This window comes from Streptomyces sp. NPDC001606, assembly GCF_053596835.1.
Window position 1 is genome coordinate 118,363 of record NZ_JBSFHC010000024.1, and the last position, 14,406, is coordinate 132,768.

Sequence of the window (14,406 nt, forward strand, 5' to 3'; positions counted from 1 at the left end):
GCGTGGTCGGAGTCCTCGCCACGGTCACTGTCGGAGCCCCGGTCGTGGCCCCGCACCGTGGCGAGTGCTCCGCCACCCGTGTGCATCCCGCCGCGCGGCTCGTCGTGTCCGCGCTCGTTGTCGTGGTCCGAGCCGTGATCATTGTCGTGGTCCCGGTCGGAGTCGTTGTCGTGACCCCTGCTGTACGAGGAGTCGTCGTGCCCCCCGTCGTCGCCCGCGACCGCGGCGAGTGCCGCCCCGGGCGTGGCGAAGGCGAGGGCTGCGGCGGTGGCCGCCGTGGCAAGAAGCATGCGGGCAGAACGCATAGTCATGTCCTTCCGCCGTGACCGAGCAGCAGATACGGCATCAGCTGGTTGAACCCGGTCCCGACATGAACCACCGTCAGCGAGGGCCGGCCAACGCACCATCCGAGCCGCCCAGCCGGGTCCAAGCACCACCCGTCTGTCCCAGCGGCACGCCGCTCCGGCCCCTCATCCGGGCCAATCGCCGCCCTGCGCACCCCGCCGCGACAGCCCGCACGGCACACCCCAGTTGGCCGCTTCCGTCCGCCGGTCCGCATGCCGTGGACCGGCTCTCCCCGTGATCTGCGGAACATGGGCAAAGGCTTGTTATGACCGCCGTCATAACGCAGGCTGGTGCCGTCAGCAGGACAGGCCGGCTCAACGGGAGGAAGCAGTGGCGGACGGGATGGCGCGGGCGCTGTGGGAGCGGTACGAGCCCGTGCACGACCTTGTGTACTTCGCGCCGGAGGCGCATCGGGCGGCGGACGCGCTGGGACTGCGCGGCTTCTGGATGGGGTACTTCGCGCTGCGCGCGGCACCACTGGGCGCGGTCGCCCCGTCCGTGGTGACGAGCAGTTTCTACGTCTTCCATCCGGCCCGGGTGACGCGGGCACTGCCCGACGCCTGGTCGTTCGCCACCCCCGAGGATGTGCTCGCGGCCCGACGGGACGCCATGGACGCGGCCATGAGCAGGCTGTTCGGGGCGGACGTCGTCGGCTCGGGCGACTTCGCCGAGGCCGCGGACCTCGCCTGGGAGGCGGCCGCGGCGGCCGACACCTCGGGCCGGGTGCTGGGCGCCGCCAACCAGGCGCTGGAGCGCCCGGACCGGCCCACCGCCCGGCTGTGGCAGGCGGTGACGACCCTGCGCGAGCACCGGGGTGACGGGCATGTCGCGGTGCTCGTGGGCCAGGGGATCGGCCCGGTGGAGGCCATGCTGCTCAAGGCGGCGGCCGGCGAGTCGGACGGGCGGTTCCTGCGGGAGACCCGCAAGTGGGACCAGGCGGACTGGGCGGCGGCCGAGACACGCTTGCGGGAGCGCGCCCTGCTCACCGCGGACGGCTCGCTCACCCCGGCCGGGGTCGCCGTGCGCGCCGAGGTCGAGGCGCTGACCGACGCGGCGGCCGAGAGCCCGTGGCGCGCGCTCGGCGCGGAGCGCACCGAGCGGCTGGCCGGGCTGCTGGCCCCGCTGGCCCGCTCGGTCGAGGATTCGGGGCTGCTGCCGACCGGCAACCCGGTGGGCCTGCCCCGGGCCGCGGCCGCCGCGCGCGGCGGCATCTGAGCCACGGCCAGCGCGACGGCCGTCGGCCGAACCGTCCTCGTTGGGTTCACCTATCACTCAGGCCCCGCCGGCCACCGTCGTGACGCGCCGGAGCGGGGATCGGCACCCGTACGGAGGAACGTGCCGGGCGGCCGCGCCGCGCCCCGAACTGCCGTGCGCGCAGCGGCTGTTGAGGGCCGTACCCTATGGCCGTGGTCAACCGAGACGAGGATCCGGGGCAGGTGGCGGCCCGGCTCACCGGACGGCCCGTCAGCGGGGTGCGGGCGGCGTCCGGGTCACCCGCCGAGGTGACGCTGGCCGACGGCACGCCGGTGATGGTCAAGCGGGGCGACGCACCCGGTGCGGTGCGGGCGGAGGTGGCGGGGCTGCGCTGGCTGGCCGCGGCGGACGCGGTCCGGGTGCCCGCGGTGCTCGGCCACGACGAGCGCTGGATGGTGACCGAGCGGGTGGCGACCGGGCGCGCCGGCCCCGCGGCGGCGCTGCGCTTCGGCGCGGCCCTGGCGGCTCTGCACGCGGCGGGCGCACCTCGCTTCGGGGCGCCGCCGCCCGGCGGCCCCGAGGACGCGTTCATCGGCCGCGCCCCCATGCGCAACGCGCCCGGCACCGACTGGCCCCGCTGGTACGCCGAGCACCGCGTGTTGCCCTATGTGCGCGGCGCGATCGACCGGGGCACGCTCCGCCCGGAGGAGGCGGGCGTGTTCCAGCGGGTCTGCGAGCGGCTCCCGGAGCTGGCCGGCCCCGCCGAACCCCCCGCCCGGCTGCATGGCGACCTGTGGAACGGGAACGTCCTGTGGGGCGCGGACGGCCAGGTCCGGCTCATCGACCCGGCGGCCCACGGCGGGCACCGGGAGTCCGATCTGGCGATGCTGCACCTGTTCGGCTGCCCGTACCTGGACCGTGTGCTCGAGGGGTACGAGCAGACAGCACCACTGGCCGAGGGCTGGCGGGACCGGATCGGTCTGCACCAGCTCTTCCCGCTGCTGGTGCACGCCGTGCTCTTCGGCCGCGGATACGCCGATCAGGCGCTGACCGTGGCCCGGGGCGTGCTCCGGGGCTGACCCGGTCCGGCACCGGCGGAAGCCGCTTCGCATCGTGATCACTCAGCGTGAGGAACCCAATCACCCGTTCGATTCGTATAAGGACGTGAAAGCCGAACCAGGGAGAGGCCATGCAACCGTTCACGCTCAACTACGCGCGACCTGCTGTGCAGTTGGACGTCACTCCTCCGTACGCGTATGACTCCGGACTGCAAGTGAACGTCCTCCCGGACGGACGGATCGCGGCCACCGATCACGCGACCCTGCGAGCGTTCGGGACCACGACGTCGACCGCTGGTTCCAAGACGCACTTCGACGACTGAACCGCGGGCTTCGGAAGATGACGGTACTCATCCTGACCAGTGAAGAGGACGTGACGGCGGACATGGTGGTCCTCCGGCTGGGCGAGGCGGGCGTGCCCGTCGTCCGGCTCGATCCCGCCGATCTGACCCAGGGGGTGGCACTGTCGGGCGAGTACGCGCAGGGCGCCTGCCGCGGGCATCTGTCCGTCGGCGGGCGTCTGGTGAGCGTGAACGGCCTGCGCTCCGTCTGGGTGCGCAGACCCGGCCGGGCGGCCGCGCGCGCCGCCCATCCGTCCGCCTGGCTGACCGAGGAGTCCGCGCAGGCTCTGTACGGCATGCTGCGGTGCACCGACGCCCGCTGGATGAACCACCCGGACGCCGCCCGCCGCGCCCGGCACAAGCCGTGGCAGCTGCACCTGGCCCAGCGCACGGGACTCGCCGTGCCCGCCACGCTCATCACGACGTTCCCGCAGGCGGCGCGGGAGTTCGCGGAACGCTTCCCGGACCTGGTGGTCAAACCGGTCTCCGGCGCGCACCCGCAGGAGCCGGCGCGTGCGGTGCCGACCAGCAGGGTCGCACCGGACACCGACTTCTCGGCGGTCGCCTTCGGGCCGACCCTGTTGCAGCGGCGGGTCACCAAGCGGGCCGACATCCGGCTCACCGCCGTCGGCGGCACGCTGCTGGCCGCGCGCAAGCCGGCCGATCCGGACGCCCACCCCGACGACGTGGACGTCCGCTTCGCCCCGTCGGTCTCTCCCTGGCTGCCCGCCGAGGTGCCGCCGCGGGTCGCCGAGAGCGTGCTGCGCTATCTGGCCGAGGCCGGCCTTGCCTACGGCGCCTTCGACTTCGCGGAGGACCCGGACGGCATCTGGTGGTTCCTGGAGTGCAACCAGTCGGGCCAGTTCGGGTTCGTCGAGATGGACACCGGCCAGCCGATCGCCGCCACCATCGCCGACTGGCTCGCCGCGCACGGCGATGCGGGCCGCGGGTGTGGGCCGGGGGATCGGCGCGCAGGATCCTGAGGACGCGGGGAACGGCTCGGAGAGAGGAACGTCACATGCGCATCGGACTGCTGGGGACCGGCCCGTGGGCGCAGGCGGCGCACGCTCCCGCCCTCGCCGCTCACCCCGGCGTGGAGTTCGCCGGGGTGTGGGGACGCCGTCCGGAGGCGGCGGCGGAGCTGGCGGAGCGGTACGCCGTCACCGCGTACGACGACGTGGACGCGCTGCTGGCCGAGGTGGACGCCGTGGCGGTGGCGCTGCCGCCCTCGGTGCAGGCCGAGTTGGCGGTGCGCGCGGCGCGGGCGGGCCGGCATCTGCTGCTGGACAAGCCGGTCGCGGTGTCGGTCGCGGCGGGCCGGGCGGTCGTCGCGGCGGTGGAGCGGGCCGGGGTGGCGTCGGTGGTCTTCTTCACCCTGCGGTTCCAGAAGGAGCCGGAGGCCTGGATCGAGGAGCAGGCGGCGGCCGCGGGCTGGTTCACGGCACGCGCGCACTGGCTGGGGGCGGTCTTCACCTCCGGCAGCCCGTACGCGGTCTCCCCGTGGCGGCGGGAGAAGGGCGCCCTGTGGGACGTCGGCCCGCACGCCCTGTCGGTGCTGCTGCCGGTCCTCGGGGACGTACGGCAGGTGGTGGCGGCCGGGTACGGTCCCGTGGACACCGTGCACCTGGTCCTCGACCACGCCACCGGCGCGTCCAGCACCCTCACGCTCAGCCTGTCGGCACCGCCCGCGGCGGCCGGGGCGGGCGTGCAGCTGTGGGGCGAGGCCGGGGTGACGCAGCTGCCGGACGGCACGGAGGGGGCGGTCGCGGCACTCTCCCGGGCGGTCGACGCCCTGCTGACCGCCGCCCGCACGGGCCGGCCGCACGCCTGCGACGCCTCGTTCGGCCAGCGCGTCACGGAGATCCTGGCGACGGCGGAGGCCCGGTTGAGGAGCAGCGACTAGAGCGACGCCCCACGGTCGTCCCGGGTGCCGGCGAGGGGGCCGTGGGGGGCGTCCAGGCCGTGGGGTCGTCGGCGGTGGTGGTCCGTGCGCCGTAGACGACCCGCATGAAACGCAGGACGGACTCGTCCGGCAGGTGCAGGGCCGCGGTGCAGTCCGTCAGGACGGTCACGTGGTAGCCCTTCTGGAAGGCGGTACGGGCCGTGGTGTCCACGCACACGTCCGCGTACAGCCCGGCGAGGACGAGGTGCCCGATGCCCCCGGCAGCCAGATGCGCCTCGAAGCCCTCGCCGAGGAAGGCGTCGAAGCAGGCCCGCTTGGTGAAGACCCGCTCGCCCGGTGCCGGGGCCACGGCGTGGAACTCCGCGCCCCAGGAGCCCGCCACGCACTTCGGCCGTCTGCCCCGCAGCCGGTCGCGCAGCCGCCAGCTGGCGCCCTGGTGTTCCAGGTCGCCGGCGAAGCGGACGAACACGACCTCCACGCCCCGCTCCCGGGCCACCGCCACCGCCCGGACACAGCCGGCCGCCACCGCGTCCAGCGCGCCCGGACCGCCGCCGGAGCGGGCGCGGGCCGCGGGGCCGGCGAAGAAGTCGTTCTGGAGATCCACGACGACCAGGGCCGTCCGCTCGCGTGCGGTCATGATCGGCTGGTGAGCATGGAGTCGGCACCTCTGCTTTCCACTGCGACGCGCCGGAGCCCGGTCCCGACGGTCGGTCCACTATCGGTCACCCCGCGCACCCGGGGCAGCGAACCCCGGTGCGAGCACACGAAGGGGGGAATCCGCCGGACGGCGCACGGCACGGCGCGCTCCGGTACGGCCGTCCCTCACTCCCGCGCGAAACTCCCGCTCGAACGGCTCGCCGGCCCACCGCAACCTTGCGGCCCGAGCGCGGGAGGCCCGGCCGGGGCGGTCGGCGTAGCGTGGGCGTGTGAGATCGGTGCGCGGCTGGTCGTCGCGCAGGGACCGGGAGGATCGCGGCTGGCTGCGGGGCGCGCCGCCGCCGCGCTGGGTACGGGTGCTGCCCGTGCTGCTGCTCGTGGCCGTCAGCGTGGCCACGGCGATCACCCCGGACGCGCGCGACGCCGGTTTTCTGCTGGGCGCGATCCCGCCGCTGGCGGTCCTGTCCTACGGGCCGCTGGCGACCGCGCTGCTCGGCGTGGGCGTGGTGGTCGTACTGAACGTGCCGGCCACGCATCTGAACCGTCCCGGCAACACCGATCTGCTCACCGTCGTGTTCGTGGCCGCGCTGAGTGTGTTCGTGTCCTATGTGCGCAGCCGGCGGGACGCCCAGCTGGACACGGAGCGGGAGATCGGCGAGGCCGTGCAGCGGGCGGTGCTGCCCTCGCTGCCGGAGCGGGTCGGCTCGGTCGGCTGCGCGGGCTTCTACCGGGCGGCGCAGGACGGGACGCTGGTCGGCGGGGACTTCTTCGACGTACGGCAGGGGCCGCACGGGGTGCGTGCGGTGATGGGCGATGTGCGGGGGCACGGGCTGTCGGCGGTGGCGACGGTGGTGGCGCTGCTGGGGGCGTTCCGGGAGGCGGTGCTGGACCAGCCGGCGCTGGAGTCGGTGGCGGCGCGGATGGACCGCAGGCTGGCGGTGGACGCGGCGGGGGCACGGGACGCGGAGCTGTTCGCGACCGGCGTGCTGCTGGAGTTCTCCCCCGACGGGCGAGCGGTGCGGGTGGTGGCCTGCGGTCATCCGGCGCCCGTGCTGCTGCACGCGGGGCAGGCCCGGGAGGTGGCCGTGGTGCCCGGGCCGCCGCTCGGGCTCGGCCTGGTCGACGTGGATCCGCCGAAGGAGGTCACGCTGGCGCTGGCCCCCGGTGACCGGCTGTTCCTGGCCTCCGACGGTGTGTGGGAGGCCCGGGACGGCGCCGGCGCCTTCTATCCGCTGCCCGGACGGCTGGCCGCCCTGTCCCAGACCGCGTCCGCCGAGCTGCCCGGTGCCGTGTGGACGGACCTGGCCCGGCTCGGCTGCACGGTCCGGGACGACGTCAGCATGCTGGTGCTCGCCCCGGACACCGACGCCATCTGACCTGGGCCATCCCGTACTTCGGCCTCCCCCGCCGTCCCGAACCGACGCGCGGAGTTCGAACGTGTCGCCTCAAACGCCACGGTTCGCCACCCCTTCCGCCACGTAGAAATATCTACCAGCATGCATATGCCGGGTTGGCGTGCAGCTGCACCAAGTGCCCGGCCATGGCCGCCCCCTGCACGCATGGCAGGCGGGCGAGGACACCCTCGGAGCAGTGCATGACGAACACGATGTGGATGCGGGGCGTGGAGTGGCTGGCCGCTGCGGCCGGTGACCCGCGGGCCTGCAAATGGGAGTGGGATCACGGCGAGGGCGTCGCGCTGCTGGAAGCGGGCCGCTTCTGGGACGTGCTGAGCGTCCCCGAGCGGCTGGGTCTGCTCACCCTGGACCTGCTGTGGCGGCCGGACCTGCCCCTGCCGGGGCCCACGCTGGTCGACACCGCCGCGGGCCGGGTCGGCTTCTTCCTCCCGCCCGACCCCGCCGGGGGCTGGGTCGGCTCCGGCCTGCGCTACGCCGCCAAGGGCAGCTGGGTCGCCGTACCGCCGCCGTACCGGCCCGCTCGCTCCCTGGAATGGCTGGTCCCGCCCGACGGCACCGGGGCCCTGCACGGTCCCGAGCCGCTGGAGGAGGCGTTGCAGCAGGCCAACGGCACCCTGGCCGTCCTGGCACCGCCGGCCGGCCGGTAGCCGGCCGGGCGGCGGCGGATCAGGGGCGGATCAGGGGCGCTCCGGCTCGGGCCGTGGACGCCGGCCGGGCACGGGACGTACGGCCCGCAGTGCGTCCCGTGCAGGGGCCGGCGGAGCGACGGCCCACAGCGCGTCCGGTTCGGCGGGCACGGTCCGGCCCTGCGCGCGCCACTCGGTGACGAGCCCTGCGTAGATCGGCTCCCGTGTGCGGTCCACCCGGGCGAACGGATCCGTTCTGCGTGCCCGCTCCGTCCGGCGCATCTCCTCCAGCCGTTCGAGCCGGTCCATCCAGTCCAAGCGGTTCATGCCGGGGCAACGCCCGCGGCCGGTCCCCGGTACGCCCCGGCCGCAGGCCTCACCGGGTCGGGTGAGGCCATCCCCCGAACGGGGCGCTCCGCCCGTCCGACAAGCATCCCGCCCGGCGGCGCGGGGCCGACGGGCAGTGCCGGGTGGGCGCTCCTATGCTGGGAAGGCAGGGCTTCGACGTCGCTTCCCGCTCGCACGTACTCCTCATCACGTGCTTGGAGTCAGCCCATGTCGCATTTCTCCGCACACCTGCGCCGGGGGACCGTGGTCGCCGTCACGGCGGGAACGCTGCTGACACCGCTCACCGCAGGGGCCGCACCGGTCCTCGTGCCGGGCGGCGCCCCTGCCGCCGTCTCCCCCACGCCTGCTCCTCCCGCCCCCACTCCGTCGCCCTCGCAGTCCGAGGTCCGCGCGCTCACACCGGCCGTGGCGAACCAGCTCGACGCGGCCGTCCAGCGGGTGATGCGGCAGGCGAGCATCCCCGGTGTGACCGTCGGGATCTGGACGCCGGGACAGCCGAGTTACGTCCGCTCCTTCGGGGTCGCCGACAAGAGCGACGGGCAGCCGATGGCACCGGACATGTTCATGCGGATCGGCAGCGAGACGAAGATGTTCACGGTCTCCGCGCTGCTGCAACTGGTGGACCGGGGAAAGGTCGGGCTGGACGATCCGATCGGCAGGTACGTCGCCGGCGTGCCCAACGGGGACCGGATCACACTGCGTCAGCTGGCCGAGATGCGCAGCGGGCTGTTCAACTACTCCGAGGACCCCGACTTCGACAAGGCGCTCACCTCCGCCCCCCAGAAGCCCTTCACGCCCCAGCAGTTGCTCGACTACGCCTTCAAGCACCCGGTGATGTTCGAGCCGGGGGCGAAGTTCTTCTACAGCAACACCAATCTGATCCTGCTGGGGCTGGTGGTGGAGAAGGAGAGCGGGCAGCACATCGAGGACTACATCCGGCAGCACATCCTCGAACCGGCCGGTATGAAGGACACGCTCTTCCCCACCGGGAGCGAGTTCCCCACGCCGCACGCGCAGGGCTACACCCTCCAGACCGCGAACGGCAAGGAGGCCGACTCGGCCGACTGGAATCCGTCCTGGGCCTGGGCGGCCGGCGCGATGATCTCGACCCTCGACGATCTGCACACCTGGGCACCGACGGTCGCCACGGGCCAGTTCCCGGACGGGACCCGGATGATCAGCACCGCCAGCCAGGAGCAGCGGCTGATGACACTGCCGGCCGGCCCGTTCAAGGGCGCCGGTTACGGCCTGGGCATCTTCGACGTGCGGGGCTGGATCGGCCACAACGGCTCGCTGCCGGGGTACGAGGCCCTGACGGTCTATCTGCCGTCGACACGGACCACGCTCGTCGTCCTCTGCAACACCGACACCGGATACCGGGGCCAGGAACCCAGCACCGTGCTGGGTACGGCGATCACCCGGATCATCTCCCCCGGACACGTCTACAACCTGCCAGTCACACGGACCGGTTGAGGCGCGATCTCGGCCGGATCCAGGCCCTGGAAAACCTGTTCGGTGGGCCGGCCACCCCGGGCGGCGTCTACTGAAGGGCGAACGCGTCGTACGAGCGCCGCTCGCCCAGGAGACCCGTCGTGACCGTCACCGACCGTATCGCCCTCGACCCCTTCGGCTCCGACATCGTCGCGGAGAGCGCCCGGCTGCGCGCCCTCGGCCCCCTCGTCCCCGTGCAGCCGCCCGGTGGCGTCCCCGCCTGGGCGCCCACCGGCTACGACACCCTCAGAGACCTGATCCTCGATCCCCGCGTCAGCAAGGACGCGCGCCGGCACTGGCGGCTGTGGCCGGAGCTGGGCCGGCACCCGGAGTGGAGCTGGGTGGCCACCTGGGTGGGCGTGGTGAACATGCTCACCGCCTACGGCCCCGACCACACCCGGCTGCGCAAGCTGGTCGCACCGAGCTTCACGCACCGCCGTACCGAGGCGATGCTGCCGCGGGTGCGGGCGCTCACCGCCGAGCTGCTGGACGAGCTGGCGGCCGCGGGCGCCGACGGCCGCACGGTGGACCTGCGGGCGGGGCTCGCGCATCCGCTGCCGATGCGCATGATCGGCGAACTCCTCGGCCTGCCGGAGGAGTTGCAGTCGGACGCCGTACGGCTGATCGCCGACATCATGAACACCTCCGACACCAGCCCCGAGCACGCGGCCTCGGTGCAGCAGCGGGTCGGCTCGGTCCTCGGTGCGCTGATCGAGCACCGGCGGACGCACCCCGGCGACGACATCACCAGCGAGCTGATCCGGTTCCGGGACACGGACGGCGACCGCCTCGGTGACGAGGAACTGCTGCACACGCTGCTGCTGGTGGTGGGGGCCGGGTTCGAGACCACCGTCAACCTCATCGGCAACGCGGCCGTCGCCCTGCTGACCCACCCGGCGCAGCTGGCGGCGGTGCGCTCGGGGGCGGTCGGCTGGACGGCGGTGGTCGACGAGACGCTCCGGGTGCATCCGTCCATCGCCGCGCTGCCCCTGCGGTTCGCGGTCGAGGAGCTGACGGTCGGGGACGTGACGGTCCCGGCGGGGGACGCGATCATCACCCTGTACGCGGCGGCGGGTCTGGACCCGGCGCACTACGGCGCGGACGCGGCCGTCTTCGACGCGGCCCGGGAGGCGGCGGACCATCTGGCGTTCGGGATCGGTGTGCACCGCTGCGTCGGGGCGCCGCTGGCCCGGCTGGAGGCGACCACGGCACTGCCCGCGCTGTTCTCCCGCTTCCCGGGGCTGCGGCTGGCCGTCGGTGCCGAGGAGCTGCGGCAGCTGCCGTCGTTCATCACGCACGGCTGGCAGGAGATCCCGGTCCGGCTGGGCCCCTGAGCGGCGGGCACCCGGAACGGGCGCCGGGCCGCGACCGGTCCCCCGTTCCGGTCACGGCCCCTGCACTCTCCAGAACTTAACGGCGGCCGCGCGCACGGGGTAGCGCACCGGTGCCCTGCCGGACTGCCGGAGCACTCATCCGTGCACAGCCGCGCCCGGTTGCTCCCGGTTCGCGGGGTCGAGCACAGGGACGGCGAGGTCGCCGGTGACCAGGTGGGCGAGGACGACCTCGTACAGATCGGTGCCTCCGGCCAGCAGCCGGCGCTCCAGCACGGGTTCGGCGGCCCTGATGTGGTCGCGGACGGTCTGCGCGTGCACGCCCCGCGCCTCGGCGGCGCGTTCGGCGTTGGCGTCGGCGGCGATCCAGGCACGCAGGGTGCCGCGCAGGTCCCGGCCGTCCGCGTCGAGGCGGCCGAGCAGGCCCTGGGCCCAGGAGCCGAGCGCGGGCGAGCCGAGCAGGGCCGGGAGCGTCGCCGGACACTGCGGGCGGTCCGGCTCGGCACCGAGGTCGTACGCCCCGCAGGCCGCCTCGGTGGCGAGCGCGACATGCGTCACGGCCCGCACGGTGAGCACGGAGAAGTCGGCGCCGAGCAGGGCCGCGACCCGGTCGAGGCGGGCGCGGACCGTGTTGCGGCTGACACCGAGCACCTTCGCCGCGCTCACCGCGGTGAACTCCAGGCCGAGCCGGGTGGTGGCGAGAAGTTCGGCCCGGATGTGGTGGGGCAGCAGGTCGAGCGGGCGCAGCGCGGACGCGCACCAGGCGCGCAGCGCGCCCGGGTCCATGAGCTGGGCGGGACGGGTGCGTTCGGCGTAGACGGCGGCGCGCTCCGGCCGGTGGCGGGCCACGGCGAGGGCGGTGACGGCCTGGCCGTAGGCGGTGGCGGTGCGGGCCAGGCGCTGCCGGAGGCTGCCGCCGACGAAGGTGCCGGGCCGGCCGGCGACGAGGGCCCGCAGCCGCTCCTCCACCTCCGCGGCGGAGCCGACGACGATGACGTGCTCGTCCATCGCGGGACAGCGCACGACCAGCGCCCGGCCCTCGGTGGCCTCGGCGCAGGCGTCGGCGAGCCGGTCGCGCTCGGCGGCGGTGCACTCGACGACGTACACCTGGGTGGTGTCCTTCTCCAGCAGCCCCGGCCACAGCCCCGCGGCGACCCGGCGGGCGGAGACGGTGTCCTCCACCATGAGCAGTTGCAGGATCGCCAGCCGCAGGTCCGCCGTGGCCCGCCGCAGCCGGTCCGCGGACTCGGTCGACTCCCGCTCGCGGAGCAGCAGTTCGAGCACTCCGGCGGTGTGGCTGAGGATCTCGGACATGTGCCGGTCGAAGGGCGCCGGGCGGGCCACGGCCAGTACGGCCGCCCGTCCCGGCCGGGGTCCCGGGCGGCGGATGCCGACCAGGCGCAGATGCCGGGCGCCGTCCTCCAGGGCGGCGCCGGCGACCCGGCCCGCGGTGATGCCCGCGGCCACGGCCGCGTCGAGCGGCAGGCGCTCCCCGGCGAGAAGGCCGCCGTCGGCGTCCTGGAGGGAGACCGACGCCTGCAGCGTCCGGCCGAGCCAGGCGAGCAGCCGGCCCGGGTCGCGCCCGGCGGGACGCAGCTGGCCGAGCAGTTGGCGCGCCCAGACCTCGTCGGCCCCGTGGGGCTGCCCGGGCGCCGGACCCGGACTCTCCTCCGCTCCGCCGGCCACCAGTGTCTCTCCTCGTCGTCGGGTCCATCCGGGCGTCCTCAGGCGCACGTTACCCGACCCGGCCGCGCAGGGCTCCGCCGACGGCCCGGGGGGTGGCCGTCGGCGGAGGCGCCGCACCGGGGAGGGGGGGACCCCGGGCGGCTCACGGACCTGATGCCCGGGATTGCGCGCACCAGACCTGGCGGCCGGCGGCGGTCCCCCCGGCGCACCGATGGCGGCCGGGCCGCCGGCGCTGCGCGCACCGGCCGGGGCGGCGGCATAAGCTCGGCGGATGGCGAAGTACTTCGACGTGCACCCGGACAACCCGCAGCCGCGCAGCATCGCGCAGATCGCCGACGCGGTGCGCTCGGGCGCGCTCATCGCATATCCGACCGACTCCTGTTACGCGCTGGGCTGCCGGCTGGGCAGCAGGGACGGCATGGACCGGATCCGTGCCATCCGCAAGCTGGACGACCGGCACCACTTCACGCTGATGTGCCGGGACTTCGCGCAGCTCGGCCAGTTCGTCCGGGTGGACAACGACGTGTTCCGGGCGGTGAAGGCGGCCACACCCGGCAGCTACACCTTCATCCTCCCGGCCACCCGCGAGGTGCCGCGCAAGCTGCTGCACCCGAAGAAGAAGACCGTGGGCGTGCGCATCCCGGACCATGTGGTCACCCAGGCGCTGCTGGCGGAGCTGGGCGAGCCGCTGCTGTCCAGCACGCTGCTGCTGCCGGACGAGGAGGAGCCGCCGACCCAGGGCTGGGAGATCAAGGACCAGTTGGACCATGTGGTGGACGCGGTGGTCGACTCCGGCGACTGCGGCACCGAGCCCACGACGGTGGTCGACTTCTCCGGCGGCGAGCCGGAGATCGTGCGCCGCGGCGCGGGGGACACCGGCCGCTTCGAGTGAGCGGGCGGCTCATCGGGTTCGGTGGTCCGGATCGTGCGTGGCAGCATGATCGGTAGCAGTGGTGCCGGGGGCCGCCACCGCGCGGCGCCCGTTCCCGCGCCGCGGGGTCCCTGGTTCCCGGTTCTCCCGCGTTCTTGCGTATTCCGAGGAAGGGCTGTGTTACCCATGACCGACGTGCAGTCAGCCGCACTCGACATCGAGACCCAGGACGGCGTCTGTGACGCCTACCTCGTCCACCCCGCCGACGGACAGCCCCGTCCGGGTGTGCTGTTCTACCAGGACGCCTACGGCATGCGCCCGTACCTGAAGTCGATGGCCGACCGGCTGGCCGCCGCCGGCTACACCGTGCTGGTGCCGAACGTGTTCTACCGGCTCGGCCGCGCCCCGGTGGTCGAGCTGCCCGAGTTCATCGACCCGGACGCCGACCCGACCATCTGGGACCGGGTCGGCCCGGTGGTGGCCTCCCTGACCTCGGAGATGATCGAGCGGGACGCCGAGGCCTATCTGCGGGTGCTGGCCGACAGCCCCGTGGTGGCCGACGGTCCGGTCGCGCTGACCGGCTACTGCATGGGCGCCCGGCTCGCCCTGTGGACGGCGGGCGCCCACCCGGACCGGGTCGCGGCCGCGGCCGGTTTCCACGGCGGCCGGCTCGCCACCGACGCCCCCGACAGCCCCCATCTGGCGGCCCCGCGCATCACCGCGGAGGTGTACCTGGGGCACGCCGACAACGACCCCTCGCTGCCGGTGGAGCAGATCGAGCTGCTGGAGAAGGCCCTGACCGACGCCGGGGTCCGGCACACCTGCGAGGTCTACGAGGGCGCCCACCACGGCTTCACGCAGGCGGACACCCCCGCCTACGGCAAGGAGGCCGACGAGCGGCACTGGTCGGCGCTGCTCGGCCTGCTGCGGCGCACGTTCTGACCCCGGCGGCCGGGACGGGCCGGGGCCGGACATGCCACGGTCCCGCACTCCCGGAGGAGATGCGGGACCGTGGTCCGGTGCCGGGTCAGCCGGTCGTCAGGGAGGTGTCGTCCACGACGAAGCTGGTCTGGAGGGAGGAGTCCTCCACGCCGTTGAACTTCAGGGTGACCGTCTGGCCCGCCAGCGAGGACAGGTCGA

General features: G+C 74.3%; 14 protein-coding genes and 2 pseudogenes. 11 read left to right on the forward strand and 5 right to left on the reverse strand.

The annotated features are described in order from the left end of the window. Positions 1–305, reverse strand: a pseudogene (locus tag ACWCV9_RS33240) (hypothetical protein); the annotation flags it as partial. A gap of 370 nt (positions 306–675) precedes the next feature. Between ACWCV9_RS33240 and ACWCV9_RS33245 the strand changes: the two are divergent. The 5 genes from ACWCV9_RS33245 to ACWCV9_RS33265 all read left to right on the forward strand — a co-directional run bounded on the left by ACWCV9_RS33245 (position 676) and on the right by ACWCV9_RS33265 (position 4,841). Further along, complete coding sequence (locus ACWCV9_RS33245) at positions 676–1,560, forward strand: SCO6745 family protein (protein WP_450792185.1); 885 nt, start codon at positions 676–678, stop codon at positions 1,558–1,560. A gap of 221 nt (positions 1,561–1,781) precedes the next feature. Beyond that, entirely contained in the window at positions 1,782–2,618 is an 837-nt protein-coding gene (locus ACWCV9_RS33250) for a fructosamine kinase family protein (protein WP_450792211.1), read from the forward strand. A gap of 110 nt (positions 2,619–2,728) precedes the next feature. After that, entirely contained in the window at positions 2,729–2,920 is a 192-nt protein-coding gene (gene tgmA, locus ACWCV9_RS33255; protein WP_450792187.1) for a putative ATP-grasp-modified RiPP, read from the forward strand. 17 nt (positions 2,921–2,937) lie between these two features. Then, a complete protein-coding gene (gene tgmB, locus ACWCV9_RS33260; protein WP_450792188.1) occupies positions 2,938–3,921 on the forward strand; it encodes an ATP-grasp ribosomal peptide maturase in 984 nt (327 codons plus the stop codon). 35 nt (positions 3,922–3,956) lie between these two features. Next, positions 3,957–4,841 carry a Gfo/Idh/MocA family protein gene (locus ACWCV9_RS33265; RefSeq protein ID WP_450792190.1) on the forward strand — a complete coding sequence of 295 codons (885 nt, stop codon included), beginning with the start codon at positions 3,957–3,959 and terminating at the stop codon, positions 4,839–4,841. Here the strand turns inward: ACWCV9_RS33265 and ACWCV9_RS33270 are convergent. Beyond that, positions 4,792–5,478 carry a cysteine hydrolase family protein gene (locus ACWCV9_RS33270; protein WP_450792191.1) on the reverse strand — a complete coding sequence of 229 codons (687 nt, stop codon included), beginning with the start codon at positions 5,476–5,478 and terminating at the stop codon, positions 4,792–4,794. The two genes, ACWCV9_RS33265 and ACWCV9_RS33270, sit on opposite strands and share 50 nt — an antisense overlap. A gap of 289 nt (positions 5,479–5,767) precedes the next feature. Between ACWCV9_RS33270 and ACWCV9_RS33275 the strand changes: the two genes are divergently transcribed. Both ACWCV9_RS33275 and ACWCV9_RS33280 read left to right on the forward strand, forming a co-directional pair. Beyond that, complete coding sequence (locus ACWCV9_RS33275) at positions 5,768–6,874, forward strand: PP2C family protein-serine/threonine phosphatase (protein ID WP_450792193.1); 1,107 nt, start codon at positions 5,768–5,770, stop codon at positions 6,872–6,874. 218 nt (positions 6,875–7,092) lie between these two features. Further along, positions 7,093–7,560 (forward strand): hypothetical protein, encoded by a 468-nt coding sequence (locus tag ACWCV9_RS33280; RefSeq protein ID WP_450792195.1) that lies wholly within the window; start codon positions 7,093–7,095, stop codon positions 7,558–7,560. A gap of 30 nt (positions 7,561–7,590) precedes the next feature. Here ACWCV9_RS33280 and ACWCV9_RS33285 read toward each other — a convergent pair whose 3' ends face one another. Continuing rightward, complete coding sequence (locus tag ACWCV9_RS33285) at positions 7,591–7,866, reverse strand: hypothetical protein (protein ID WP_450792197.1); 276 nt, start codon at positions 7,864–7,866, stop codon at positions 7,591–7,593. 228 nt (positions 7,867–8,094) lie between these two features. Between ACWCV9_RS33285 and ACWCV9_RS33290 the strand changes: the two genes are divergently transcribed. Both ACWCV9_RS33290 and ACWCV9_RS33295 read left to right on the forward strand, forming a co-directional pair. Then, positions 8,095–9,360, forward strand: coding sequence for a serine hydrolase domain-containing protein (locus ACWCV9_RS33290; RefSeq protein ID WP_450792199.1), 1,266 nt, complete (start codon positions 8,095–8,097; stop codon positions 9,358–9,360). A gap of 119 nt (positions 9,361–9,479) precedes the next feature. Continuing rightward, a complete protein-coding gene (locus ACWCV9_RS33295; RefSeq protein ID WP_450792201.1) occupies positions 9,480–10,712 on the forward strand; it encodes a cytochrome P450 family protein in 1,233 nt (410 codons plus the stop codon). Positions 10,713–10,847: 135 nt separating this feature from the next. Here the strand turns inward: ACWCV9_RS33295 and ACWCV9_RS33300 are convergent, their stop codons facing one another. After that, complete coding sequence (locus ACWCV9_RS33300) at positions 10,848–12,395, reverse strand: helix-turn-helix domain-containing protein (RefSeq protein ID WP_450792203.1); 1,548 nt, start codon at positions 12,393–12,395, stop codon at positions 10,848–10,850. 271 nt (positions 12,396–12,666) lie between these two features. Here ACWCV9_RS33300 and ACWCV9_RS33305 point away from each other — a divergent pair, with 271 nt between their 5' ends. Next, a complete protein-coding gene (locus tag ACWCV9_RS33305) occupies positions 12,667–13,287 on the forward strand; it encodes an L-threonylcarbamoyladenylate synthase (RefSeq protein ID WP_385840983.1) in 621 nt (206 codons plus the stop codon). A gap of 165 nt (positions 13,288–13,452) precedes the next feature. Then, positions 13,453–14,208, forward strand: a complete 756-nt coding sequence (locus ACWCV9_RS33310) for a dienelactone hydrolase family protein (protein WP_450792204.1) — start codon at positions 13,453–13,455, stop codon at positions 14,206–14,208. An 85-nt stretch (positions 14,209–14,293) separates the two neighbouring features. On the opposite strand, the pseudogene ACWCV9_RS33315 reads toward ACWCV9_RS33310, so the two are convergent. Beyond that, positions 14,294–14,406: pseudogene (locus ACWCV9_RS33315) on the reverse strand (neutral zinc metalloprotease); the annotation flags it as partial.

What these genes read in the sequence shown, in the direction of transcription:
- tgmA (WP_450792187.1), top strand. Translation starts at nt 2,729, where the DNA reads ATGCAACCGTTCACGCTCAACTACGCGCGACCTGCTGTGCAGTTGGAC.
- tgmB (WP_450792188.1), top strand. Translation starts at nt 2,938, where the DNA reads ATGACGGTACTCATCCTGACCAGTGAAGAGGACGTGACGGCGGACATG.
- ACWCV9_RS33265 (WP_450792190.1), top strand. Translation starts at nt 3,957, where the DNA reads ATGCGCATCGGACTGCTGGGGACCGGCCCGTGGGCGCAGGCGGCGCAC.
- ACWCV9_RS33270 (WP_450792191.1), bottom strand. Translation starts at nt 5,478, where the DNA reads ATGACCGCACGCGAGCGGACGGCCCTGGTCGTCGTGGATCTCCAGAAC.
- ACWCV9_RS33280 (WP_450792195.1), top strand. Translation starts at nt 7,093, where the DNA reads ATGACGAACACGATGTGGATGCGGGGCGTGGAGTGGCTGGCCGCTGCG.
- ACWCV9_RS33285 (WP_450792197.1), bottom strand. Translation starts at nt 7,866, where the DNA reads ATGAACCGCTTGGACTGGATGGACCGGCTCGAACGGCTGGAGGAGATG.
- ACWCV9_RS33290 (WP_450792199.1), top strand. Translation starts at nt 8,095, where the DNA reads ATGTCGCATTTCTCCGCACACCTGCGCCGGGGGACCGTGGTCGCCGTC.
- ACWCV9_RS33305 (WP_385840983.1), top strand. Translation starts at nt 12,667, where the DNA reads ATGGCGAAGTACTTCGACGTGCACCCGGACAACCCGCAGCCGCGCAGC.
- ACWCV9_RS33310 (WP_450792204.1), top strand. Translation starts at nt 13,453, where the DNA reads ATGACCGACGTGCAGTCAGCCGCACTCGACATCGAGACCCAGGACGGC.